Origin of the sequence: Enterococcus sp. DIV0806c, assembly GCF_051710905.1 — a bacterium.
Lineage (GTDB): Bacteria > Bacillota > Bacilli > Lactobacillales > Enterococcaceae > Enterococcus_B > Enterococcus_B mundtii.
In genome coordinates, this window is the sequence record NZ_JBIOLO010000001.1 from 1,159,623 (window position 1) to 1,184,621 (window position 24,999).

Consider the following 24,999-nt stretch of genomic DNA (forward strand, 5'->3'; position numbering starts at 1 on the left):
TAACTAGGAAAGAATTTAGGAGGTCAATAAGGTGAGTAGAAAAGATAGACATCAATCATCAGAAAATAACGAAACACAAGAACCATGGGAACAACCAATTTACGATACAGAGGATGAAGCATCTTCAAGAAGTACGCAAAGACAGCAAAAGAAAGGGAACACTCTGTTCTTATCACTATTTTTGATTTTATTAGTTTTATGTATTGCGATTCCAGCCGGAGCTTACTTCTGGATCAGAAACGGATCAAGTAACAGTGCTACCGCTGCATCTTCTTCCTCTACGACTTCATCGATCGTAGAAAGTTCGACTGTAGAATCAACTGTAGAATCGACGACAGTTTCTAGTGAACCAACTTCTGATACACAATCAGTTGCTGGAGAAACAACACCAACAAGTGCTGTGACACCAGAAACAACACCATCTTCAACAGTAACAGAGCCAGAACAAACAACACCAAGCAGTGTGGCTCCACAAGAAACAACACCTACTTCAACACCAGAGGCAGGCGCAGGTGTTTCAGGTTCAACCACAGTCGTTCAAGCGGGTGAAGGTCCTAGACAAGTAGCAGAACGCGCAGGCATTACAGTCGATCAATTGTTCCAATTGAACGGAATCGATCCAAACAACTACATGTTATATCCAGGACAAGAACTTAGAGTCCAATAAATGGAGTGAAAAAGATAATACTGAAGAGTTGTTTTTCCTCAGAGTATCTTCATAAAATGTAATTAAATAAGGAGCAGTGGCTTGAGCCACAGCCCCTTTTTTTTGAGAAAAGGGAGTTTATGAAAAATGACACGAATTAGTATCGCAATTGATGGTCCTGCCTCTTCAGGCAAAAGTACGGTAGCTAAAATCATCGCAAATGAATTGAACTACATTTATACAGATACGGGCGCGATGTATCGTGCAGTCACTTACTTGGCAATCAAACATCACATTGCTTTTTCAGATGAAACAGAGTTAGTCGATTTGATCAATAAAAACCCTATTTCATTTGAGCAAATGGCAGATGGACAACATGTCTTTGTAGCTGGGCAAGACGTTACTTCAGATATTCGACAACCAGACGTTACACGAGCGGTCTCTGAAGTAGCTGCGCATTCAAAAGTACGCGAAGCTCTTGTTGCGATCCAGAAAAAAATCGGTGAAGATGGGGGTGTCGTCATGGATGGGCGAGATATCGGTACCGCTGTTTTACCAAAAGCCGAAGTGAAGATTTTCTTGGTAGCCAGCGTATCTGAACGGGCACAAAGACGACACAAAGAAAACCTTGAGAAAAATATTCCGACAGACTTAGAAGAATTGACAAAAGAAATACAAGCACGTGATGAATATGACTCTACTAGAAAAGTTTCACCCCTGAAGCAAGCAGAAGATGCGATACGGATCGATACAACCGGTAAAACGATTCAAGAAGTTGTCCAAGCGATCAAAGAAGTGATTCAACAAAAAGGATATTTTCTTGACTAAATAGAAAAAAAGCGAAGAATCCGACCATTTTAATGGAAAACAAACGAAATCGCTTTATTTTTTTCAAATAATCAATTAAACTATAGGCAGTACCGTAGTTAACGGCAGAATGTTGGTTAGGAGGACAAGTGTTATGACAGAATTTGAACAAAATCAGACAGACCAATCTATGGAAGATGCAATGAATAGCGTTCAAGAAGTGAGCGTTGGCGATGTCGTCAAAGGAGAAGTTTTAGTCATTGAAGACAAACAAGCCATCGTTGGAATCGAAGGAACGGGTGTTGAAGGCGTAGTTCCTGCAAAAGAATTATCTACTTTACCGGTTGAAGATATCAACGAAGTGGTAAAGGTTGGCGATACGTTAGATCTAGTCGTGATCAGCACGATTGGTAAAGACAAAGAAAACGGAAGTTACCTTTTATCAAAACGACGCTTAGATGCGAAAAAAGTTTGGGAGGATATCGAAAAAGATTTCCAAGCTGGAAACATCATCGAAGCACCAGTGACAAATGTAGTTAAAGGTGGTTTAGTTGTCGATGTCGGTGTTCGTGGATTTGTTCCGGCATCAATGGTAGAAGATCATTTTGTCGCTGATTTTTCTGAATACAAAGGAAAAACGATGACATTCAAAATCGTTGAAATCGAACCATCAGAAAATCGCTTGATCCTTTCACACAAAGCAGTCGTTGAAACAGAAAAAGAAGCACAGAAAAAAGAATTACTATCAACTATCCAAGAAAATGACGTGATCGAAGGACGCGTTGCTCGTATCACAGATTTTGGTGCATTTGTTGATTTAGGCGGCATCGATGGATTAGTACACGTTTCTGAGATTTCTCACGGACATGTTGCTAAACCGGGTGATGTTTTAGCTGTTGGCGATGAAGTGAAAGTCAAAGTTCTTTCAATCAATCCAGAACAAGGACGTATCTCATTATCGATCAAAGACACATTGCCTGGACCTTGGACAGATATCGAAACAAAAGCTCCAGTAGGCGCTGTACTTGAAGGTAAAGTGAAACGATTAACTAGCTTTGGTGCCTTTGTTGAAGTATTTCCAACAGTGGAAGGGCTTGTCCACATCTCACAAATCTCACATAAACACATCGCGACACCACATGAAGTGTTGCATGAGGGCGATGATGTCCAAGTGAAAGTTTTAGAAGTCAATCCAGAAGAGCACCGGATTGCATTAAGTATCAAAGCATTAGAAGAAAAACCTGCTTCTGATAAAGAACCAAAAGAAGTTGAGTCTTATGAGTTACCTGAAGAAAACACAGGATTTACAATGGGTGACATCTTAGGCGAAGCCTTAAAAGGGGAAGTAGAAGAAACAGCAACAGATGATTCTGAAAAATAAATGAATGATCGTTCCCGAAGCGCGAATTTACAGCATCAAGGGAAGTTGTACATGTGTAAAACAAGTGGTCTGGGGATTACGTCCCAGACCATTTTCTTTTGTAATAGGCAGTGATCCAGAAAAATACTTGAATGTTCACCGATCTAAGCTTGAAAGTTCGCGAAGTATTCGGTACACTAAGTGAGATTGGAAACATGTGAGGAGGAAAAAATATGGCAAATCCAACAATTGCAATCGTTGGTCGCCCAAACGTCGGTAAGTCGACGATTTTTAACCGTATCGCTGGTGAGCGTATTTCGATTGTCGAAGATACTCCAGGAGTTACTCGTGATCGTATTTATGCTAAAGGGGAATGGTTAGGTCGTGATTTCAGTATTATTGATACTGGTGGGATCGACTTAGGCGATGAACCATTTATGGATCAAATCAAGCACCAAGCAGAAATCGCAATCGATGAAGCAGATGTAATCGTTTGTGTCGTCAGTGGCCGTGAAGGCATCACTGATGCAGATGAAGTCGTAGCAAAAATTTTATATCGTAGCAATAAACCGGTGATCTTAGCCGTTAATAAAGTCGACAATCCTGAAATGAGAAATGATATCTATGAATTTTATGCACTAGGTCTAGGTGATCCCTACCCTGTATCTGGAAGTCATGGATTAGGGATCGGCGACATCTTAGATGAAGCAGTGAAATTCTTTGATGAAGAAGCAGAAAAAGAAGAGGATGATACCATCAAATTCAGTTTGATCGGTCGCCCGAATGTAGGGAAATCTTCCTTGATCAATGCGATCCTAGGTGAAGACCGAGTGATTGTTTCGGACATCGAAGGAACGACACGTGATGCTATCGATACGCACTTCGTCTCAGAAGACGGTCAAAAATTCATGATGATCGATACAGCTGGTATGAGAAAACGTGGTAAAGTTTATGAAACCACAGAAAAATACAGCGTGATGCGTGCCATGCGTGCGATTGACCGTTCAGACATCGTGTTAATGGTCTTGAACGCAGAAGAAGGCATCCGTGAACAAGATAAACGAGTAGCTGGCTATGCGCATGAAGCTGGCCGTGGTGTGATCATCGTTGTCAATAAATGGGATTTAGTCAAAAAAGAAACGAATACGATGCGTGACTTCGAACAAGAGATCCGTGAAGAATTCCGTTACTTAGACTATGCGCCGATTCTGTTTGTTTCAGCTGTGACCAAACAACGATTAGAACGTTTGCCTGAAATGATCGAAGAAGTGAGTATGAACCAAAACTTACGTGTTTCTTCAGCAGTCTTGAATGATGTGATCATGGATGCCGTAGCAATCAATCCGACACCGACAGATAAAGGTAAACGATTAAAGATTTTCTATGCAACACAAGTCGCAGTCAAACCGCCAACCTTTGTTGTTTTTGTTAATGAAGAAGAATTGATGCATTTCTCTTATGAACGCTTTTTGGAAAATCAAATCAGAAAAGCATTTACGTTTGAAGGAACTTCGATCCGAATTATACCACGTCGAAGAAAATAGGCATTTTACCATAGTAGTCCGTTTTTTTCAAAAAAAATAAGCATATTTTTGTATTACGTTTTTATGACTAAAAAAAGCGCTTAAATAATGCCAAAAACCTTGCTATTAAGCGATTCATATGATATCGTGATAACAGAATATTGAAACTTAATCAATATTTCTTATAAACTTCTGGACCACTCAGAAAGTTTTTAAACTAAAATGATGTTCCTATCATATCTCTTGTTGGAGGAGGTGAATCTATCCATGGCAAATAAAGCAGAATTAATCGAAAAAGTTGCTTCAGCTACAGATTTAACTAAAAAAGACGCAACTGCAGCAGTTGACGCTGTATTTTCAACTATCCAAGATGCTTTAGCTAACGGCGAAAAAGTTCAATTAATCGGTTTTGGTAACTTTGAAGTACGCGAACGCGCGGCTCGTAAAGGACGTAACCCACAAACTGGTGAAGAAATCGAAATCCCAGCTAGCAAAGTACCTGCATTTAAACCAGGTAAAGCATTGAAAGACGCTGTTAAATAAGACAGTTGAAAAAAGCGCTTGTGGCTACGGCTACAGGCGCTTTATTTTTTATATAGATGGATATGGATAAAAGTGGCGGAAAGCAGTAGAAAGGCGACAACCAAATAGTTCAGCAACCGAATGGAACTCTTTACATATCAAATAAAAGAATAGAGTCGATCAAAAAAAGGCATGGGTCCATATACTAGTTTTTCTTATTCTTTTTTTAATTTACTTACTAATGGTAAAATAAAAGAAAAGGGGAGGGCAACATGGAGTTATCCTATCGCTACCAACAAGAAGAAACAACAATCTTTTATGGGGAAACATTTGTCAGTCAGTTGAAAAAAGAATCGATTGATCAAGCGATTCTTTTTTTGACGAACCAACGTTATTATGATCTATACGCTGAGAAAATGACACAGTCATTCACGAACAAGTTAGCGATTGATTGGTATATTTGTGGCAATACGCAGTGTAATCAATTGTCTGAATTGCATAGTCTCTTATCCTATGCGAGACGCTATCCCGAAAATCGACCGCTTTTAGTAATAGGTTTTGGCAATGAGGGAATTATGGAGTTGGCGGGCTTCTTTCAAAAACATACGTATCTTCAGACTACACTTTGGTTGATCCCCGTCTCGATCCGCTCCATGGCACGGGCACTGAATCCTCAATGCGAGATATTACACGGGCCTAACGAATCGGCTCTTCAAACGACGAACCTTCCAGAACGAATCATTTATGATCGGACGATCAGTGAAAAGCAAATCGAAGGGAAACAAATCGATTTTTTGATTTTTATCTGTTGCGGGTTAGTCTGTGATCATCCGTTTCTTCAAAATCTTTACAAAAATTATCCGAATCGCGAAAAATTATTCAATCGTCCTTTTGCTGGTATGCTAGAAGAAATCATTTATTTTTATCAAGAAGACGCTGAACAAGTGACAAATTATGGTAAACTATTTGAGCAAGCTTTTTATCTGACTGAAAATAGTCATTTGCTTTCCGCCAGTATGAAAAAATTTTTAGGTATCTTGATGCAACTTATCTGGAATTCAGAAATCAAGTCGCTTTCTTTCCAATTGAAGAATTTTTTTATCTGGCTGCAACATCTAGGTTATCCGATTACTTGGCCTGAAGAGATATCAAAAATGGATTATCTAGAAAATGTGCTGGTTTTAGCGGAAAAGAGCAAAAAAATTCTCGTTTTGGAAAAAATTGGTATAATAGATGGATATCAATTGCCAAACGAACAAGAACTATTGAAAACAATGGCGTCCTATGAAAGGATCGTTCAAGAGATTAGAGGGATTTAGATAATGACAAATAGTGAAAAAATGCTACAAGCATTAGCAGACGAAAATTTGACAGAAGCAAATGAATACTTGGCAAAAGCGCTCCAAGAAGATCCGGCTGATGTGTTACAGGAATTAGGAGAAGAATTATTAGCCATCGGTTTTTTAGAAGAAGCAAAGGCAATTTTTGAGCATCTGCTAACTGTATCGCCTGAAAATGATGAATGGAATATTCCGTTGGCAGAAATTGCGATCGAAGACAATGAGATCGATCAGGCATTTGACTATTTAGAAAAAATCCAGCAAGATAGTGAATACTATCCGCAAGCATTATTAGCAATCGCCGACTTGTATCAAGTAATCGGTATTCCTGAAGTAAGTGAAGCAAAATTGAAAGAAGCCGCAACATTATTACCTGAAGAACCATTGATTCAATTTGCATTAGCTGAATTGTATTTTTCAGTTGACCGCTTTAATGAAGCTTCCGCACTTTACGAAATGTTGTTAGCGAATGGTATAGAAGAAATTTCTAGTATTTCCATGCAAGAACGCTTAGGACAATCGTTGAGTATGCAAGGGGATTTTGAAGCAGCAATCCCACCACTGGAAGCTGCTTTAGCCGAAGAGCGGACAGATGATCGTCTGTTCCAATTAGCGTTCACGAATCTACAATTACATGAGAACGAAAAAGCTATCAATTATTTGCAAGAATTACGGGAATTGAATCCACAGTATCAATCTTTATACCTTTATCTAGGTCAGGCCCTTCAAGAAGAAGAGATGATCGAAGAAGCACAACAAGTCTTAGAAGATGGTATCAAAGAGAACCCATTCCAAGTAGAACTTTATCACTTAGCTTCGGAAAATGCCTTTCGTCTACATGACAAAGAAAAAGCAGAGAAGTTACTACTTGATGCATTGACCGTCGGTGACAAACAAGATGAAACGTTATTGACGTTGAGTAATCTTTACTTGGATCAAGAACGTTATGAAGACGTTGTTCAAACAGTCAACCAAATGGAAGAAGTTGCTAATCCATATGCAGAATGGAACCTCGCTCATGCCTATAATCAATTAGAAGATTTTGCGGTAGCAGCAGTCCATTATGAACAAGCAGCCCATGAATTAGATCATGAACCAGATTTCTTGAAAGAATATGCTTTATTCTTACGTGAAGAGGGTCAATTAGCAAAAACACGAGAATTATTGGAACAATATTTAACTTATGAACCGGGGGATATGGAGGTCTTGTCGCTATTAGATGATTTAACAGAGAGGTGATGAATATGTTGATTGATGTTAAAGAAAAGAAGAATTTCTTAACTTGGATGGTTAACCATGTCTCTTTCAGTCGCAGAGAAGTATTTTGGATTTTGAACTATCTGGCAAATCATGAAGCAATCTTACACAATGTGCGTTTTGTTGAAGGTGCAAACTTAACAAGACGTGGTTTACAGATCACCGATCTTTCATATGAAGGTGAGCCGATGAAGCTATTTTTAGATGGAAAGGAATTTACTGATACTGATCAGATCTTCCATGAAATCCGTCTGAACTGGAAAAATCCACTTTATGTCGAATGCCTTTTTGAAAATGCGTGGCAAACGAAAGAATATTTAGCAATCATCGAAGATAATCCGTTAGCCTCATGGGAAGATGCAATCAGTGAAGAATCAACAGAATTAATCGAGCATTATTTCCAAGAAAAAGAGCAAGCAGCAAAACTAAGCATGCTTTACCAACAGATCGATCAGGCATTAGAAGAAGGCGATAAAGATGCGTTTCTTGAACTATCAGATGAAGTGAACCGCATGATCCTTCAAGCGCCACAGAAGAGTAAGAGCTGAGTTTATTAGAAAAATAAATGATAGTAGTGGGTAAGGTATTCTTTGAATACTTTATCCACTGCTTTTATATAATTTAATGAAGCTAAAATGAAGTTTGAATATGGCGTTATGGACTTCTCGTAGGAAGGTTATTTTTTAAGACATCGCTTCATCAATAAATGTAATGTATAATGTAGAGAGGTTTTATATTGAGGATTATTGAGGATTTTTTAAGCAGCTCAAGCATTTTGAGAAAACCAAATCGTTTGAAATGAAAGTATTTTATTTGAAATTGCGTTCCTCGATTGTTCATTCACGAATAATTGCTTTAAAAAGCATACTTCCTAGTTGAATAATATCAGCTGTAAGTAAGCGCTATAATGATTATAGGAGTAATAATCATGGATTTTTTATCTTTTTTATTTTGGGTTATTGAAACTCTCCCTTTAGTTATAGGGATATACATTTTAAGTGAAGGTAGATTAGGTTGGAAGTTAACTAGCTTGATGACTGTTAGCTTTATTCCATTATTTTTTGTGAAAATAACTTTCCCGAAAATTAATGGGTTGAGTATAATACTGTTCATTTTATTCTTTCTGATCAGCTATTATAAGACAAAAAAAATAATCAAAAGTATTTTTATCTGCTCTATTCCAATGGTTTTACAAACGAGTTCGATCTTCCTTGCAGAATTATTGTTATGGCAAATATATGATATAAATAGCATTCAGGAATCTTCACAAATAATAATGGTTACAGTAATCGAAAATTTCCTATCAGCAGCAATTGTCATCATTGGTTCCTTCATCACTAGATTATTTATGAGAAGATATTCGATCGATGATTTATTAGATGGAAAGTATGGAATCCTATTTATATTATTTCCGTTACTTGGGGAAATCATATTTTCAATAAACATTTATTTCATAAAAATTGATGATTTTTTAAATGATGACAGGATTAGAGGAAACATCATCTTATTTACAATTTTTAGCATCGTTCTATTACTCGTTGTGTTCATCCTTTTTAGAGTGATTTTCAATAACTTGAAAATCGAGAATGAACGAAAACAAAACCAGCAACTCAGTATATACATGAAAGAGTTGGAAAAACAAAATGATGAAATTCGAAAGATACGCCATGATTATCTCAATATCATGACAACAATGTCTGGATATTTAGAACAAGAAGATGTAAAAGGATTGCAAGTCTACTTTTCTGATAAAATCAGACCATTGGGAGAAAAAATCGAAAAAAATGATGCACAACTAGGACGTTTGACTTATATAAGAATCCCAGAAATCAAAGCTATTTTAGCAACAAAACTATTGCAAGCACAAAAATCAGAGATTCGTTTGATCGTTGATATAGTTGATCCAGTTGAAAATTTTCATATGGATACACTGAAATTAAGTCGTGCACTTGGAATTATCTTGGATAATGCCATGGAAGCAGCGAAAGAATCCGAGGAACCTCAATTGGATCTATCTTTTGTGGAAAAAAAGAATGAGCATTTTATTCTCGTTAAAAATACGTATCGAGAGACTCCCCCTATACATTTGATCTTTAAACAAGGCTTTTCTACAAAAGGAGAAAATCGAGGGTTAGGATTAAGTAATCTTAGAGAAATCTTCTCTGATTGTGAGAATGTGAGTCTTAATACGTATGTGGACGATGAAAAACATTTTTTCTTTCAAGAAATTTCGATTAACTACTAAAGAGGAGCAACCTATGATAGAAATTTTTATATGTGAAGATGAAAAAGATCAGAGAAGAAAATTAACAAATTTCATCCATGACTATATAAATGCTGAAGGATATGATATGAGGATTTCCTTAGCAACAGACAACCCTCAGGAGATTTTAGCCTATGTAGAAAAACATCAGCCCAGTGGCCTATACTTTATTGATATTGATTTGAATACGACAATCAATGGCTTACAAATGGCTTCAAAAATCAGAGAAAAAGACAAGGATTCGTTTATCGTATTCGTCACTACCCATGTTGAATTGATGCAGTATACGTTCAAACACAAATTAGAAGCATTAGATTTCATCAATAAAGGTGAGTTTAAGGAAATGAGAAAGCAAATCGTTGAGAATATCGATTATGTCCACTCGTACCAAAAATTGGTCAATGAAACTTTGACGTTTAAAATTGAACTGAACAATCGCATTATCACAGAAGAATTGGATAATATCATGTTTTTTGAAACGTCAGGCAATAAACATCGAGTGATCATGCACGCGCAAAATCGGCAAATTGAGTTTTACGGAAGTCTAAATGACATTGAAAAGCAAGTAGATGCCTTTTATCGTTGTCACCGTTCTTTTCTTGTTAATAAAAATAATATTACAGAAATTGATAAAACCAATCGGGAGCTTATCATGAAAAACGGGGAAATCTGTTTAGTTTCTTCCAGAGCAATAAATAAATTGTAAAAGAATAATAACGTATCAATCACTTAGTCAAGCACTTAGGAATTCCTAAGTGCTTGTTTTTGTTGATTTGGTTTCTATTTTTTATGCTTTAGGAAATAACTTTCATTATGGGAAATATCTATCTTAAAATAATAAATTATAAGAAGTTAAAGATAGATCACGTCTGTTAAACTTGAGGAACTAGTACTAGTAAAGGGAGGGAAGAAGATGACAAATTTTATTAGTAGAATCTGGGTGATATTTATAGTATGCGTGTTTTATACAACTTTTTCTGCTTTTGTTTTAGTATCAGCTTTAATTTCTTTGGTAAGCAGTTTTTTTTTTAGTTTAAGAGGGTGAATATCAATACAAGAAAAGTATACTTCTTAAATCATATAGGTTTGAAAAAATATAAAATAAGGGGAGCGTAACGTCAGACAAGAATAGACTGATTATTTTTATTCTACGTTATGAAGCAAATATATGGATCAACTATCATTTGAAAATTACATAAATTACTATACTGAAATTTTAAATAAGTATAAGGCACTCTATCCTTCGCTATGTCACTATGCAGAGGATAAGTTAGAAGAATTAATTCGATTAATGAATCTGCCAGTAGAAGATACGCTACAATCCGTTTTTTTTAAAGCAATTGCTTTAGATGTAAAAATACAATTGACAGATATCTGGTTAAATGGAGAGCGATTCGGTTATACAGATGAGGAAATCATTCATCTGATCGAAAAAGAATATGTATCTTTTAATCTAGAAATATGCGGATATGAGAGAAAAGGAGTGCCACCATACTCACTGATTTTTATGAGTGAAACATCAGTTAAGAAATTTTAAGTTTGTAGCAACAATGGATTTAGTTTAAATGTCTTATTTAATAAAAAAAGGATGTATTACATGAAAAATTATTAATCGTTTGTAGTGTGCTGTTTCTTCTCTTTGTAGGCTTTCTGATTTTATCTTTTCTATTATTTAGAAATAATCAAGAGGTTGCGATAGCAGAAATCCAGAAGATGGAAATATTAAGGGATCAAGAAAATGATCGTTTTACAGCAAATAAGGAAATGGTCTTAAACACTAAAGAAATGGTGGCCGCTGTCATCTATTTATTAGGGGCTGTCTTGGTTGGGCTAATGATCTATAAACAAAAAAATAAAGGTTAAAGTGTTGTTCAAAAGCTATTGTTTGGATGACCAAGTAATTTTATGAATAAAGTGGAAGATACGTTTAGGATGTCCTGAGCGTATCTTTTTTTTTGTTTAGGAAGACTTCTTCGTTGTTTGTGTAGGTAAGAGAGAATAAATAAAAAATGGTGTTAAGCTTTCAAATGTGAAACGAGCAATGGGGGAGTAATAAAGGATGAAAATTAAAAGATTACAAAATATAGTATTCCTGAGTCTGATGTTTGTTGGGGCATTTTGTTTAAGTTATATCATTGCTTTCCAGCTCGATTATTATCTAGCGATTACTGAAATTTTAGGGATAAAAGGATCAAATGAGAGTAATCATGGAATACTCTTCCACTATTTTGATATGTGGAAAATTATTTGGCTGTTGGCGACAACATATATCACAAGTTTTGGCACTGTCTATGTGATCAGTTATTTGTTGATTATAAGCTACAATAAATGGCAACGTACAAATTAAAACGTTATGTGTAGATGAACTTTCGGAGAGGAGACCGATGAATGATGGATAAGAAGAGAAAAAGCACATATCAGTTTGCAATTATTGGATTCGTACTCATGAATCTTTTACTTTCTAACTTTACACCGATTGTAATGTGTCTGGAAGAAGATTATTCACAAGCTACATTGGATTCCTCAGAAGAAAGTACTACGGATTCATCAGAATCTTTAGATGAAAGTATGCAGTCATCTGAGGAAGAGGAGATCCGTGTAGAAGATTCTACTGAGAGCGTAGAAGAAGGACCTCCGACAAGTTCGACGACAGAAACAAGCGGACTTAATGGTACACAAGAAGAGCAAAAAAATAATACAGACAACACTAAAACATATACACATATAAAAGATGTCCAAAAAGAAAAAGCAGTAAGTGCAAAAGGACAGGTTGGAACTGTTAATTGGGAACTTTATGACGATGGGAAACTAAAAATGACAAGTGGTGGAAAATGGGAATCTAGTAATTTTGATGTTGAAAAATCACCATGGGCTTCTTGGAATGAAAAGATTACTAGTATAGAAATCAGTTCTGAAATTACGGTAGGATCTAGTCTGGCAGGTGCATTTAGAAATTTATATAAATGTAAATCAATAACGGGATTAGATAAATTAATCCTTAGCAGTGTTAATCCAACTAATATGGATAGCACATTTTATGGTCTTAGTGCATTGGAAGAACTAGACTTAACGGGGCTAAATACGAGTAAAGTGACTGATATGTCTGCGATGCTTCTAGGAACTAGTAGTTTAAAGGAATTGAATATTACTGGTTTGGATACTAGTAACGTAACTACGATGTCTGCCATGTTTTATGGTACGGGATTAAGTAGTGACAACTTAGATATCAATGAATTAGACACAGGAAATGTAACAAATATGTCTAGTATGTTTAAGGATGCACGAAATTTAACGAATATAGATTTAAGAAATTTAAATCTTGAAAAGGTGACAAACATGTCTAGTATGTTTCAAGATCAGTATACAGATCAAAATAATGACGGGACTATAGATGAGAGTCAACTGTGTACAGTAAAATTTGGGAAGCTAAGCAATGAAAATATAGACATGAACAGCATGTTTAGACATGCGACGCACCTTGAGCAAGTAGAGTTTTATGAAGCAGATGAAAAAGTTAAAGTATTAAAAATGGCTCATATGTTTATGAATACTAAGAGCTTAACAAATATAGATTTAAGTACATTTGATACGAGTCAAGTAACCGATATGTCTAGCGTGTTTAACAGAGCAAGTAGTTTGACTAGTGTAGATTTAAGTGGATTTGATACTAGCAAAGTAACAAATATGTCTAGTATGTTCAGTGGAGCAAGTAGTTTAGCGAGTGTAGATTTAAGTAACTTTGATACTAACAAAGTAACAAATACGTCTAGTATGTTTAGCGGAGCGAGTAGTTTGACAAGTATAGATTTAAGTAACTTTGATATGAACCATGTAACAGATTTATCTCATATGTTTTTTCAGACAAGTAAATTGGGAAAGATTATTTTAGGACAAAATTTTAGTTTTAATAACAATATGGATGGGAAGCTGCCCCCAGCTTTTAACGGAAAAAATGAGGATTTATGGCAGGCTATTGGAGATGGGGACGAGGACACACCAAATGGGAAAGTCTATTCTAACGGTGAATTAATGACAAATTATGATGGAAATAATATGGCGGGAACATATGTCGCAAGTGGTTACGATCCAAGTATGATGATCTCTGTAGATGTTCCAGAAAAGGTATCGTTTGGCGCAATAACTAGCGAAAAAATTGTTTCAAATAAATTTAATATTGCTAATAATTCGAGATTACCATTGCGAGTTGTTGTTACAGAATATGTTGATACAGATTTTTCTTTCAGCTTGTTTCAATCTTTGAAATTAAAAATTGATGAATATAGTGAAGGAAACGATGTATCGTTAATTGATAAAGGAAACGGCGATATATCTGCTGAAACCACATTATTTAATTTATGTTCAGAACAAAATATTAATGTAATCGACTCGGAAAAAAATGAAGAATTGATACAAAATGGCTGGAGAAATAATTGGAATTTTCAATTTGATGGTGCCATATATGAAGATCAATTTAATGAGAATGACTTGAGGACAGTCAACCATGAATTGAAATTAAAATTTATTCCTTTAACAGCGGATGGTAATAATATATGGGGAAGCTAAGATTATTGGGTCTAGGATCAGCATTCAAAACTTTAATGAATAAAAGTACCGAATCAACGGAAATATATATAACAAATGAGGAGAGAAGCAATGGAGAACAAAAAGTATAAAGATGAAAGTAAAAGAAAGCGCAAGATAATCCTACTGATCATTCTTACAGGATGCTTAGTGATACTTACCATATTGTATTATTCACAAAAAACAAATGAAGTATACTCCAAAGATACTATGCCAGAAATTGTTCAGGGTGACCAAGCAATAGAAAACCTAGATGAAGTGGTACAAGAAACACAAAATATCACTGCATATGCACTGATTAGCATAGAGGCGGATGGACAAACAGGGAAATGGTATTTTTACAATGATAAAGACAATCAAATCGGTCAACAAGCGGTGATCAGATTGGATGACAGTAATAAAATCATATATCAGTCCGGAGTAATAGAGCCAGGAAGTTTTATTGAGAATATTAAATTGTCTGAACCTTTGAAATCTGGAAAATACAAAGCAACAGTTACGATAGAGAGCTATGATCTGGATAAAAAATTACTCAATAGTAGCATGGGTGCAGTTGCGACAATCATTGAAGTAGTATAAGTTAAGCAAATAAAAATAGAGATTAAACATAATGTTTATGATAAATATATAAATTTAGGAGGAGCAAAAATGTTAAAAAAGAATATTTTAATTACATTATTTAGTGGATTACTATTAGGCGCAGGAGGTTTATCAATTAATAGTGCATTGGTTGAAGCAAAAACACATGAACAAAATTCAGAAGCAACTATAGATGTCGAGGGGAAAATTGGTGAAAAGGCAATTAATCCTACTGATCCAATACCGACATTTCCAATAGAGCCAGAGTTAATGATTTCAGTTGATCTGCCTGAACAACTTTTTTTTGGAGCGACAAAAACTGAAAAGATTAGTTCTGCAGATCATAAGATTAAAAATAATTCTTCTTTACCAGTAAGAGTAGAAGTAATCCAATATAGCAATAAGAAAGAGACGGAGGACACTTTTCCATTATTTGAAAATTTATATTTAGTAACACCCAATTACGGTATTGGTGCGGAGCAGATACAACTGATTAGTGAAGGCTCTGCTTCAGCGTTAGAGGCGGTGAATAATGTACTAATGGAATTAAGTGCTGGATCAAATCCAACTAATGTGACTGAAAATGAGATTTTAGAAGACCAATTGGGTTGGAAAAAAGATACAACATTTCAATTTAGCGGGGTAATAGGAAGTATTTTTCCCTTAATCACTGAAGGTATAGTTGCAGAACATGAACTGACCATAAAACTAACGCCACTAACACCTAATGGAGCTAATGTCTGGGATGGAGAGCCTATTGAATAAGATTAGTTTTAAGACAATATTGATTATTGTTTTGGTATGTTTTATAAGCATTATATGCCTCCAACAGCCAGAATCAATCAAGAGCGTTGAACTACCTGTAGAAGGCAAAATCGGGCAAACAATCGAAAATAGTCATAATACAGATGAGACTAAACTAAGCGATGAAGACTTTAGGAAAAAAACGGTCGTCTACGAAAGAAGACTTCCTAAAACAGGAACGAGAACTTCATGGGGGTTATCTGTGTTTGGCGGAATTATTCTCAGTGCATTAATAATCTATAGAATAAAAAATCACTTCATCTTTCACCAAAGAAAATCCAGTGTATGAAGCATTGTGTCGGTTGGAATTTCGATTGATTAAAGATTTTTCAAGCGGTCATCTAATGACTTCTTATAAGAAAAAATGACTAACTTAAGTCTAGGAAATTTGTCTAAAAATAAAAAAATTATTTTGTGGTCTGTGGTCTATGGATACTCGCATCTTTGATATTCATTAATGGATGGACGAACATTGAAACAGCAATGGATCTAAAGGTAAATGAAGAAGCAACTGATTACAGTAAAGGATCTTAAAGCGAATGAATGGATGGCGGAAGGATTGGATGACAAAGTGGGGCATAAGCTGATTGCCTTTTTTCGGATCATGTGTTTACTTTTAATATTGATATAGCTACAGGTAGGTGGAAAGAGATAGATAAAGATTTAGCAAAATCAATGGCAGAAGAAATGGTATTCAAATTTGAATATAGCTTAAAAGGAAATAAATTAATTAGAAAAATTGATGGTAGTGGAGAAGAAATAGAATATAAAGTAGCAAAAGAAGATGACAAGATTCTGTTAGTACCAGTTAAAGAAAGTGAGAATAAGATCACACTTTCCTACAAAGAGAAAGAGACAGACTCTGCTAAGAACTGTTTGTCATTAAGTGGAGATCAAATCTAAGAATATCTGGATAAATAAAAGCTTGTAAATTTACTTTTTGGGGAGTAAATTTACAAGCTTTAAGTACCTTGCGTAATTAATAATTTTTAAGGTAAACTTGTCGAATACTATATATTCGGTTTTAGGAAGCACAAAATAACTAATCACCCAAGTGCTTTGGAATGAACTGAGAATATTTCTAGGTAGAAATGTGCAACTGCTTGATCGCGGAATACACAGAACCACGTTATTCTATATACGTAGAAAGCTTCAGTATCAGGTTGCTTGATTCAAAATCATTCTATCATTTTTTTAAACCGATTCGTTTGTGGTTTGAGATACGTAAAGCCTTCTCCTTCTACTTCATGGACATTTAGAATCGAAAGAAAGGCATGTTCGTCAATTTCATGAATGATCCGTTTTACTTCATTTAATTCCCTGGCACTTACTACCATATAGATCATTTTTTTATCGACACCAGAAAAACCACCTTCTCCGTGCAAGAATGTGACACCACGTTGTAAGCCAGTCATCAATAAAGGCGCAATTTCCTCACTTTTATTTGAGACCACAAGAATCCCTTTGGCAGAGTAGCCGCCATCAAGGATAAAATCGATGACACGACTAAATACATAGGAAGCGATTAACGTGTACATCATCCGCTTCAAATCGATATAAGTTAATGAAGCAAGTAAAACTATCACATCAAAAGCTAAAAGGGAACGTCCCATAGAGATTCCATGATTTTTTTCAAGTATCCGAGCGATGATGTCACTTCCTCCTGTAGTACCTCCCATACGATAAACGATCCCGCTGCCGACTCCGGCAATCAGTCCTGCAAGTAATGAGACGATCAGTAAATCATGCTCTAAGTTGATTTGTAAGGGAATCCTTTGCCAAATCCATAAGAAGACAGAAAGCGAGACAGTGCCTAAGACAGTATACGCGAGCGCGCGTTTTCCTAATATTTTTCCGCCTAGTAGGATCAATGGAATATTGATCAATAAAGTAGAATAAGCTGGGTCGATATGAAAAAGAGCACGCAAAATCAGGGTAATACCTGAAACTCCACCCTCAGCTAGCTGGTTTGCGATATTCAAATAGACTAGTCCAAAAGCATAAATACTTGTTCCTAAAATAATAAAAAAAACTTCTTTCATTGTTTTCAATGATGTCATCGAATCCCCACTTTCTACTATTGATATGATTCATTATGCAACAAGCGGTAAATCCTAGATATAAACCTAGGGATTAGGAAACTAGTTATTCATTTTTTATAGTTATAGAATAGACCAAGTTGGCTTGATGCTAAGAATTTATTAAGTATACCTAACATAATGTAGCATGTATTCTTTGTTTTCACAATTGCACTTCTTGCGGTTTTGCTGTAAAGTTTTTTAGGAAGAGATGATTGGAGGGTTCTTAATGAAAGAAGAGCGTTCACTAAAAAGTATGCAAGAAGAGGTCGATGCGTACATCCAACAATTTAAAGTTGGGTATTTTTCGCCATTGGCGCAAATGGCACGTCTGACCGAAGAAGTAGGTGAATTGGCCCGAGAGGTCAATCATTCATATGGCGAAAAAAGTAAAAAAGCAACAGAACCTAGTAATTCAGTGGCGGAAGAATTAGGCGATGTTCTATTTGTAACGATGATCATGGCAAACTCGTTAGGAATTGATTTGACGACGGTATTTGAAAAAAATATGGAGAAGTTCAATCGAAGGGACCATCATCGTTTTGCCCGAAAAGATGAGGAACAGTGAGAGGATAGAAGGAGTAAAAATGAGACTAAGTGAATTACCGATCGAATATAAAAAAGCAATTCCAGTAATAAGAAAAATCGAGGCAGCTGGATTTGAGGCGTACTTTGTTGGTGGTAGTGTGCGAGACACGTTACTCGGACAAAAAATTCATGATGTAGATATTGCTACTAGTGCGTTTCCAGAAGAAATCAAGCAATTGTTTCCAAAAACGATAGACATTGGGATCGAACATGGAACGGTTCTCGTCTTGCATGAAGAGGAGCAATATGAGATCACGACATTTCGTACGGAATCGACTTATCAAGATTATCGACGACCCGATAGTGTTTCATTTGTTCGTACACTAGAAGAGGATCTAAAGCGAAGAGATTTTACGATCAACGCTTTTGCTTTGAAAGAAGATGGTGAAATCATCGATTTATTCGACGGCTTGGCTGATTTAGAAAATCACGTCTTACGAGCAGTTGGCCGGCCTTTTGAACGATTTCATGAAGATGCCTTGCGAATGATGCGTGGCCTTCGTTTTGTGAGCCAGTTAGGATTCAAATTAGAAGAAGAAACAGCCAAGGCAATCGAAGACAACCATGCCTTATTGGAGAAAATTTCTATTGAACGAATGAATGTTGAATTTATCAAAATGCTTTTAGGGGATTTTCGTAATCATGGCTTGGTCGCATTTGTTGAAACAAAATGTTACATCTATTGTCCACAATTAAAAGAAGATGGTGAGGCATTACTACGATTTGCCGATTTACCATCTATTCCATTAAAAAAAGAAAGTCAAGCTTGGGCATTGTTGCTCAACCAGCTCGGTCGAGCAGAGCAAGAGGTGGCACCTTTCTTAAAAGCATGGAAATGTTCCAACCAAATGATTCGAGAAGTCCAACGTTTGGTCAAAGGATTGGCGAAGCGACAAGAACGACGATTAACACCATTGGAGATTTATCATCTTGGAAAAGACGCATCGTTGGATGTGGAGGAATTAATGATTTACTTCCAACAAACTCCTGACACAACAACTGTGCTAGACATTTATCACGCACTTCCTATCAAGACAATGAGTGAGTTGTCCATTGATGGAAAGGTGTTATTAGCTACGAGTGAAAAAAAACCAGGTAAATGGGTCAGTGAAGCATTAGCACTTGCGGAGTCGGCGGTAGTGAACGGACTGGTACCGAATGAACAAGCTGCGTTATTAACCTATCTGAAAGAGCAACAAGGGTAGTCAATGAAACCGTGGCAATCACTAATTACGTTTGATTGGCGGGCTATTCATATACTGACATGGCTAAAGTAAGGGCATGAGAGTTATCTATAGAAGCGTTTGGCTTTTTTGTAGCATGTTTTTCATGTCCCTCTTCTCTTTTATAGGAGGATTGTTATCAAAAAAGCTGACAGAAAAGCAAACATGAGAGATGACCGCTTTTGTTGTTTTATGCTAAACTAGTAATGAAACAGAATATAATGCGTCAAAAAAGGAGATTTTTTTAATGAGCAAAGAAATGACAGCGCTAAAATTTTATTTCCGTAACGGCGAAACATGGACGATCAATCGTCGTCACATCGGCGACCTTTGGATCAAACAAATCACAACAAGTTTTGGTCGTATCAATGGAAGCGAATTTATCGAGATCCATCCATGTGCCGGTTTTAAAATCGAGATCTTCCATGAGGGAGATTCAGTAGCTACTCATGATATCAATCTAGGTGGTTTGGAAATGGGTATGTTCAATCGTGCTTTGAAATATGAAGATATTGAACGTATGGAAATCTTGTATCGCAATGGTACACCTGATCTAGTATACTTCCCTTACTTGGACAAAGGAACAGAGGGATTAGATAATCAATATCAATCAACAAAAATCAGTGAAAAAACTGGGAACTTATACATTGTGATCAACCCAGAACAACGTGTTGACGATGTTTATGGCGAATATTTCGAATAAGATCGAATGACGTTAAAAAAATAGCACATGCAAAACTTTTGAATAGGTTTTGCATGTGTTTTTCTTTTGTCTTAATTTTATGATTCCAGTTGATATTTTATAGTGATTGGACTAGAATGAGTTTCTGGGATTGAAACAAACACTTCACTGTAAAAGTAAAAAGGTTTTAGTTGCATTCTTAGAACTTTTTGCTATAATTGGTGCAGTTTGAATATAGGAGATCTTGAAAATGAGAGAGAGTTTTGAAGAACAAAAGAAACGACTGGTTGAACACTATGGTACTTTTTCAATGGAAGATCGTCGTCAAATCTTATGTAAGTTGCGTAAAAGAAATATCTTGATGTATCGTCAATTGGGACGCTTGAAACACGAATTGCTCCGTTTAGAATCAAAACGTGTGCAATGTGAGTTAGATGGTCGAGTGACCCAAGCGGAAGTTGTTGAAAACAAAATATTAAAGAAAAAAGAGCAATATTTGAAAGTTCTTGCACAAAATAAAAAATAAAGGGGATCAAGCATGGAATTTGCAGAGTTAGTGATTGTTTTTGCAGTCACGATCACGCTATCCAACATAGCAAGTCGTATCTTGCCGATGATCCCTGCACCACTGATCCAAATATTTCTTGGCGTGATTTTAGGATTGACCGAATGGGGTGAATCCATCAATTTTGAACCTGAATTATTTTTAGTGATGATCATTGCCCCTTTGCTTTTTAGAGAAGGAGAAAAAGCGGATATCGCCTCGATTTTGAAAAATTTCGATACGATATTGTTTCTCGCTTTTGGTGGGGTGATCTTGACTTTGATTGGCGTCGGAGCAACGTTATCGTTTCTGTTACCAAGTGTCCCTTTAGCCGCGTGTTTCGCTTTTGGTGCAGCACTAGGTCCGACAGATGCGGTGGCAGTCAGTTCGCTGTCCAATCGTGTGAACATTCCGAAAAAAGCCATGCATATTTTGGAAGGTGAAGGGTTACTGAATGATGCATCTGGCGTTACAGCCTTCCAATTTGCCTTAGCCGCTTTGATCACTGGAACGTTTTCTGCGGTCAACGCAGGCGTTACATTGATTTTATCAAGTATTGGCGGGGCAGTCGTCGGCTTTTTACTTGTCTGGATGAAAAGAAAAATTATTGGTCTGATTGAGAAAGCGTCGGCACGTGACGTGACAGGCTACTTGTTGATTGAATTGTTATTGCCTTTCTTAGCATATGTTTTAGCCGAAGTCTTTCATGTTTCAGGAATTATTGCAGCTGTGGTTGCAGGGGTATTACAAGCCTCAGGATTTAAAAAAATCTCAGTCTTTGATGCGGAGTTGTCAACTTTGTCGAATAGTACATGGACAACGATTGCCTTCACATTGAATGCACTGGTATTTATATTTTTAGGAATCGAACTGACACAAGTCTTTACACCTGTTTGGGGTGACGGTTTATATCCGAATAGTTTGTTGCTAATGATTATCTTATTGATTTCGATCATGCTGTTCGTCATTCGCTTCGTTTCAATCAGCTTGTTTTATATATTCAAGGGCGGTTTCCAAAGTCTTAAGAAACAACTGAATGAAGTGTTGATCTTAACATTTGGAGGCGTAAAAGGAACCGTCAGTTTAGCGACTATTTTTATTTTACCATTCACGATCAACCAAATGGCATTCAATCAGCGTTCATTACTCCTGTTTTTGACCGCAGGTGTTATTCTAGTCACGTTGATTATCGGGATCATTGTATTGCCAATGTTGACTGAAACAGAAGAAGCAGCGACAACTGATTTAAAAGCTTTGATGATCTTGGAAGAAGTGATTGAAACACTGCGCTTAGAAAAAGAAGCGGAAGAATCAGGATCAAAAGCTTATTTAGCGATAGAAGCGGTGATTGAGACTTACCAAGAAAGAATCAGTGAGCTCTATTTATCTGATTTGAGTGGCGATGAAAAGCAAGAAGTCCAAGAAATCCAAGCGTTGATTTTATCGATTGAGCGAGATGGCTTGGATGAAAGATATCGTTCTGGGAAGCTGTCTTCTAATGGCTATCGTTTTTATTCAAGATTCCTGGCTAACTTTGAACAGTCGATCACAAGTCAAATTTTATCATTCATTGGTTTTTGGTTCATCGTAGTACGTCGACTGATGCGGATCATTCTCCATCCAAAAATGTTTTGGCAACGACGGCAAAGTGATCGCCAAACCATGATTTCTGAGAAAGATATTCAAGAAATTCGAGAGACGTATCAAAAGAATACTCAGTTGATCATTGAAAGTTTGGAGAATCTAACGGATGTTTATGATGAATCGATGATTGGATTCTTCATTGAACAACGCAAAGCTCAAGGGATTCGGATGATGAGTGGTAATCTGATTTCCTCTTGGATGATCCAGCAAGATCGTTTATTTACGAAAAAAATGCTAAGAGGTTATTATTTAGAAAGAAAAGTCATTGATGAATATGAAGTAGCAGAAGCAATCACGACTTTTTCTGCAAATCAATACAGAAGAAATATCAACCTGTTGGAGTCCTATACAATGAATCAGCCGACAGATCGCTTTTCATTTCGCTTTGCTTTCCAAGCGAAAGCAAAGAAATTTCAATTGAAACAAGACCAAAAGAGGAAGTTGTGACAAAGCACAGCTCCTCTTTTTTTATGGTGTTGTGACAGAAGTCGTTTAACCTTAATAATTAAGTTTATCCTGGAAGTCAGGTTTGTGAATCCTGGATATTCAGTTATATGAAATGAGAGAATACGTATCTGCAATGCTACCTAAAAAAAAAGAATATTCGAAAAAAACTATCTTTTAAACAATTGTTTTATGTTACAATATCCAAGATAAGGGGGGAGTACTGGTGAAAGAGCTAAAAATAACTGACCTCAAAAAAACATATGGAGAAAAAGAATTATTTAATCAGATCTCCTTTTTGATCCATGAACATGATCGCATCGGTTTGATTGGTACTAATGGAACTGGTAAAACAAGTCTTTTGAATATCATTGCTGGACTTGACAGTGGAGATGGTGATCAGCAGACAGTTTTTTATCCGAATGATTACCGTATCGGTTATTTATCACAAACCGATTCATTTTCAGAAAATGATACGGTCTTACAAGCTGTTTTTCAAGGGAATAGTCCATTGATCCAGACTGTACGACTCTATGAGGAAGCCTTGATTGCATTAGCTGAAAATGGCGATGATGAAGCAGTCCAAAAACGCTATGCATTGGCAGAAGAGCGAATGAATAAAGAGGACGCTTGGACGACGGATACAAATGCCAAGATCATTTTGCAAAAATTAGGGATCAGCCAACTAGAAAAGAAAATCGGTGAGCTTTCGGGTGGACAAAAAAAACGTGTGAGCTTAGCACAGGTTTTGATCGATGAACCTGATCTTTTATTACTTGATGAGCCGACAAACCACTTAGATTATGCAGCGATCGAATGGTTGGAATCTTACTTGAAACAATATCGGGGTGCCTTATTGATGGTGACCCATGATCGTTATTTCTTAGATCGTGTCACGAATCGGATCTTTGAACTTGCCTTTGGGAATCTTTATGAATATAAAGGCAATTATGAAGCTTATCTAATTGAAAAAGCCGAGAGAGATCGTGTCGAAGTCGAACAAGAAGAAAAGCGTAAACGCCTGTATAAGCAGGAGCTTTCTTGGATGCGAGCGGGAGTACAAGCTCGTGGGACGAAACAGCAAGCACGTATCAATCGCTTTGAAGATTTAAAAGAAAACGTATATCAAGTCAATCATGATACGGATATCGAACTAAATATCGCGACACAACGTTTAGGTAAAAAAGTGATCGAGATCAAGGATGGCTCGTATTCGATTGAAGGAAAACCTTTGCTCCAACACTTGGATCTATTGATCCAATCAAGAGAGCGTCTAGGAATCACTGGAGAGAACGGTGCTGGAAAGTCAACGTTGTTAAATATCTTAGCAGGGAAATTATCCTTAGATAGTGGCATCTATACGATTGGCGAAACTGTTCGATTAGCTTACTATACACAGGAAAATGAAAAAATGTCTCCGGACAAACGAATGATTGCTTATCTGCAAGAAGCGGCAGAAGAAGTCCAAACGGCGGATGGAACGCAAATCGGTGTCGCCGAACTTTTGGAGCGGTTCTTGTTTCCTAGATTTATGCACGGAACACTGATCCGTAAACTATCTGGTGGGGAAAAGCGTCGTTTATATTTACTCAAATTATTGATCCAGCAACCAAATGTTCTATTGCTGGATGAGCCAACCAATGACTTAGATATCGCTACTTTAACGATCTTGGAAGATTATTTCCGAACCTTCCCTGGAGCGGTGATCACCGTTTCTCATGACCGTTATTTCTTAGATAAGGTAGTTGATAAACTGTTAGTTTTTCTAGGAGATGGCAAACAAGAGCTTTATTATGGCGATATGTCTAGCTATTTAGCCAAACGCAAAGAAGATCAACAGATTCAACCAGAAAAAGTCAAAGTTAAGATAGAAGAAAAAAAATCTGAGCCAAAGAAAAAGCTTTCTTATATGGAACAGAAAGAATGGGCAACAATCGAAGATGAGATTGCGGAACTAGAGAATCGTTTGGATGAATTGCAAGAGGAGATGAACCATCAAGGGGATGATTTCACACGATTGCAAGAATTACAAAAAGAAGTGACCACAACTGAGGAACTGCTGGAAGAAAAAATGTCACGTTGGGAATATTTAAGTGAATGGGCAGATAATTAGG

General features: G+C 36.5%; 26 protein-coding genes. 25 read left to right on the forward strand and 1 reads right to left on the reverse strand.

What is annotated here, in order from left to right; translation table 11 throughout:
* Positions 1-31 precede the first annotated feature (31 nt).
* The 19 genes from IGK77_RS05480 (at position 32) to IGK77_RS05570 (ending at position 16,585) form a co-directional block, all read left to right on the forward strand.
* Positions 32-667 carry an SAG1386/EF1546 family surface-associated protein gene (locus IGK77_RS05480; RefSeq protein ID WP_034688017.1) on the forward strand — a complete coding sequence of 212 codons (636 nt, stop codon included), beginning with the start codon at positions 32-34 and terminating at the stop codon, positions 665-667.
* A gap of 126 nt (positions 668-793) precedes the next feature.
* Positions 794-1,474 (forward strand): (d)CMP kinase, encoded by a 681-nt coding sequence (cmk, locus tag IGK77_RS05485; protein ID WP_071866360.1) that lies wholly within the window; start codon positions 794-796, stop codon positions 1,472-1,474.
* 133 nt (positions 1,475-1,607) lie between these two features.
* A complete protein-coding gene (gene rpsA / locus IGK77_RS05490; RefSeq protein WP_071866361.1) occupies positions 1,608-2,834 on the forward strand; it encodes a 30S ribosomal protein S1 in 1,227 nt (408 codons plus the stop codon).
* 212 nt (positions 2,835-3,046) lie between these two features.
* The gene (der, locus tag IGK77_RS05495) at positions 3,047-4,357 is read left to right on the forward strand and encodes a ribosome biogenesis GTPase Der (protein WP_074801171.1); all 1,311 of its coding nucleotides are present in this window, start codon (positions 3,047-3,049) and stop codon (positions 4,355-4,357) included.
* A 246-nt stretch (positions 4,358-4,603) separates the two neighbouring features.
* Positions 4,604-4,879 carry an HU family DNA-binding protein gene (locus IGK77_RS05500; RefSeq protein ID WP_002290178.1) on the forward strand — a complete coding sequence of 92 codons (276 nt, stop codon included), beginning with the start codon at positions 4,604-4,606 and terminating at the stop codon, positions 4,877-4,879.
* A 251-nt stretch (positions 4,880-5,130) separates the two neighbouring features.
* Complete coding sequence (locus tag IGK77_RS05505; RefSeq protein ID WP_074801169.1) at positions 5,131-6,177, forward strand: hypothetical protein; 1,047 nt, start codon at positions 5,131-5,133, stop codon at positions 6,175-6,177.
* Positions 6,178-7,437: a tetratricopeptide repeat protein gene (locus tag IGK77_RS05510; protein ID WP_071866363.1), complete on the forward strand. Its 1,260-nt coding sequence runs from the start codon at positions 6,178-6,180 to the stop codon at positions 7,435-7,437.
* 5 nt (positions 7,438-7,442) lie between these two features.
* A complete protein-coding gene (locus tag IGK77_RS05515; RefSeq protein WP_071866411.1) occupies positions 7,443-8,003 on the forward strand; it encodes a YpiB family protein in 561 nt (186 codons plus the stop codon).
* A 728-nt stretch (positions 8,004-8,731) separates the two neighbouring features.
* Entirely contained in the window at positions 8,732-9,700 is a 969-nt protein-coding gene (locus tag IGK77_RS05520; RefSeq protein WP_071866365.1) for a sensor histidine kinase, read from the forward strand.
* 13 nt (positions 9,701-9,713) lie between these two features.
* Positions 9,714-10,424, forward strand: coding sequence for a LytR/AlgR family response regulator transcription factor (locus IGK77_RS05525; protein WP_071866366.1), 711 nt, complete (start codon positions 9,714-9,716; stop codon positions 10,422-10,424).
* A gap of 462 nt (positions 10,425-10,886) precedes the next feature.
* Positions 10,887-11,255 carry a DUF7006 family protein gene (locus IGK77_RS05530; RefSeq protein WP_071866367.1) on the forward strand — a complete coding sequence of 123 codons (369 nt, stop codon included), beginning with the start codon at positions 10,887-10,889 and terminating at the stop codon, positions 11,253-11,255.
* 176 nt (positions 11,256-11,431) lie between these two features.
* Positions 11,432-11,581, forward strand: a complete 150-nt coding sequence (locus IGK77_RS05535) for a hypothetical protein (RefSeq protein ID WP_157811372.1) — start codon at positions 11,432-11,434, stop codon at positions 11,579-11,581.
* Between the two features lie 196 nt (positions 11,582-11,777).
* A complete protein-coding gene (locus IGK77_RS05540) occupies positions 11,778-12,065 on the forward strand; it encodes a hypothetical protein (protein WP_074801167.1) in 288 nt (95 codons plus the stop codon).
* A gap of 41 nt (positions 12,066-12,106) precedes the next feature.
* A complete protein-coding gene (locus IGK77_RS05545; RefSeq protein WP_074801164.1) occupies positions 12,107-14,281 on the forward strand; it encodes a BspA family leucine-rich repeat surface protein in 2,175 nt (724 codons plus the stop codon).
* A gap of 90 nt (positions 14,282-14,371) precedes the next feature.
* Positions 14,372-14,878: a hypothetical protein gene (locus IGK77_RS05550; protein WP_071866371.1), complete on the forward strand. Its 507-nt coding sequence runs from the start codon at positions 14,372-14,374 to the stop codon at positions 14,876-14,878.
* A gap of 69 nt (positions 14,879-14,947) precedes the next feature.
* Complete coding sequence (locus IGK77_RS05555; protein ID WP_071866372.1) at positions 14,948-15,643, forward strand: hypothetical protein; 696 nt, start codon at positions 14,948-14,950, stop codon at positions 15,641-15,643.
* Complete coding sequence (locus IGK77_RS05560; protein WP_375148137.1) at positions 15,624-15,971, forward strand: LPXTG cell wall anchor domain-containing protein; 348 nt, start codon at positions 15,624-15,626, stop codon at positions 15,969-15,971. Before IGK77_RS05555 ends, IGK77_RS05560 begins: the two co-directional genes overlap by 20 nt.
* Positions 15,972-16,181: 210 nt before the next feature.
* A complete protein-coding gene (locus IGK77_RS05565) occupies positions 16,182-16,313 on the forward strand; it encodes a hypothetical protein (RefSeq protein ID WP_256209302.1) in 132 nt (43 codons plus the stop codon).
* Between the two features lie 44 nt (positions 16,314-16,357).
* Positions 16,358-16,585, forward strand: a complete 228-nt coding sequence (locus IGK77_RS05570) for a hypothetical protein (RefSeq protein WP_071866374.1) — start codon at positions 16,358-16,360, stop codon at positions 16,583-16,585.
* A 275-nt stretch (positions 16,586-16,860) separates the two neighbouring features.
* Here the strand turns inward: IGK77_RS05570 and IGK77_RS05575 are convergent, their stop codons facing one another.
* Complete coding sequence (locus tag IGK77_RS05575; RefSeq protein WP_071866375.1) at positions 16,861-17,742, reverse strand: YitT family protein; 882 nt, start codon at positions 17,740-17,742, stop codon at positions 16,861-16,863.
* Between the two features lie 247 nt (positions 17,743-17,989).
* On the opposite strand from IGK77_RS05575, the gene IGK77_RS05580 reads away from it, so the two are divergent.
* The 6 genes from IGK77_RS05580 (at position 17,990) to IGK77_RS05605 (ending at position 24,998) form a co-directional block, all read left to right on the forward strand.
* A complete protein-coding gene (locus IGK77_RS05580; protein ID WP_010735763.1) occupies positions 17,990-18,328 on the forward strand; it encodes a nucleotide pyrophosphohydrolase in 339 nt (112 codons plus the stop codon).
* A 19-nt stretch (positions 18,329-18,347) separates the two neighbouring features.
* On the forward strand, positions 18,348-19,553 hold the full coding sequence (locus IGK77_RS05585) for a CCA tRNA nucleotidyltransferase (RefSeq protein ID WP_071866376.1): 1,206 nt from the start codon (positions 18,348-18,350) through the stop codon (positions 19,551-19,553).
* A 265-nt stretch (positions 19,554-19,818) separates the two neighbouring features.
* Positions 19,819-20,274, forward strand: a complete 456-nt coding sequence (locus tag IGK77_RS05590; RefSeq protein ID WP_010735761.1) for a hypothetical protein — start codon at positions 19,819-19,821, stop codon at positions 20,272-20,274.
* A 229-nt stretch (positions 20,275-20,503) separates the two neighbouring features.
* Positions 20,504-20,779 carry a hypothetical protein gene (locus tag IGK77_RS05595; protein ID WP_071866377.1) on the forward strand — a complete coding sequence of 92 codons (276 nt, stop codon included), beginning with the start codon at positions 20,504-20,506 and terminating at the stop codon, positions 20,777-20,779.
* A gap of 12 nt (positions 20,780-20,791) precedes the next feature.
* Complete coding sequence (locus IGK77_RS05600; protein WP_074801160.1) at positions 20,792-22,888, forward strand: cation:proton antiporter; 2,097 nt, start codon at positions 20,792-20,794, stop codon at positions 22,886-22,888.
* A gap of 223 nt (positions 22,889-23,111) precedes the next feature.
* The gene (locus tag IGK77_RS05605; protein ID WP_074801157.1) at positions 23,112-24,998 is read left to right on the forward strand and encodes an ABC-F family ATP-binding cassette domain-containing protein; all 1,887 of its coding nucleotides are present in this window, start codon (positions 23,112-23,114) and stop codon (positions 24,996-24,998) included.
* Position 24,999 lies beyond the last annotated feature (1 nt).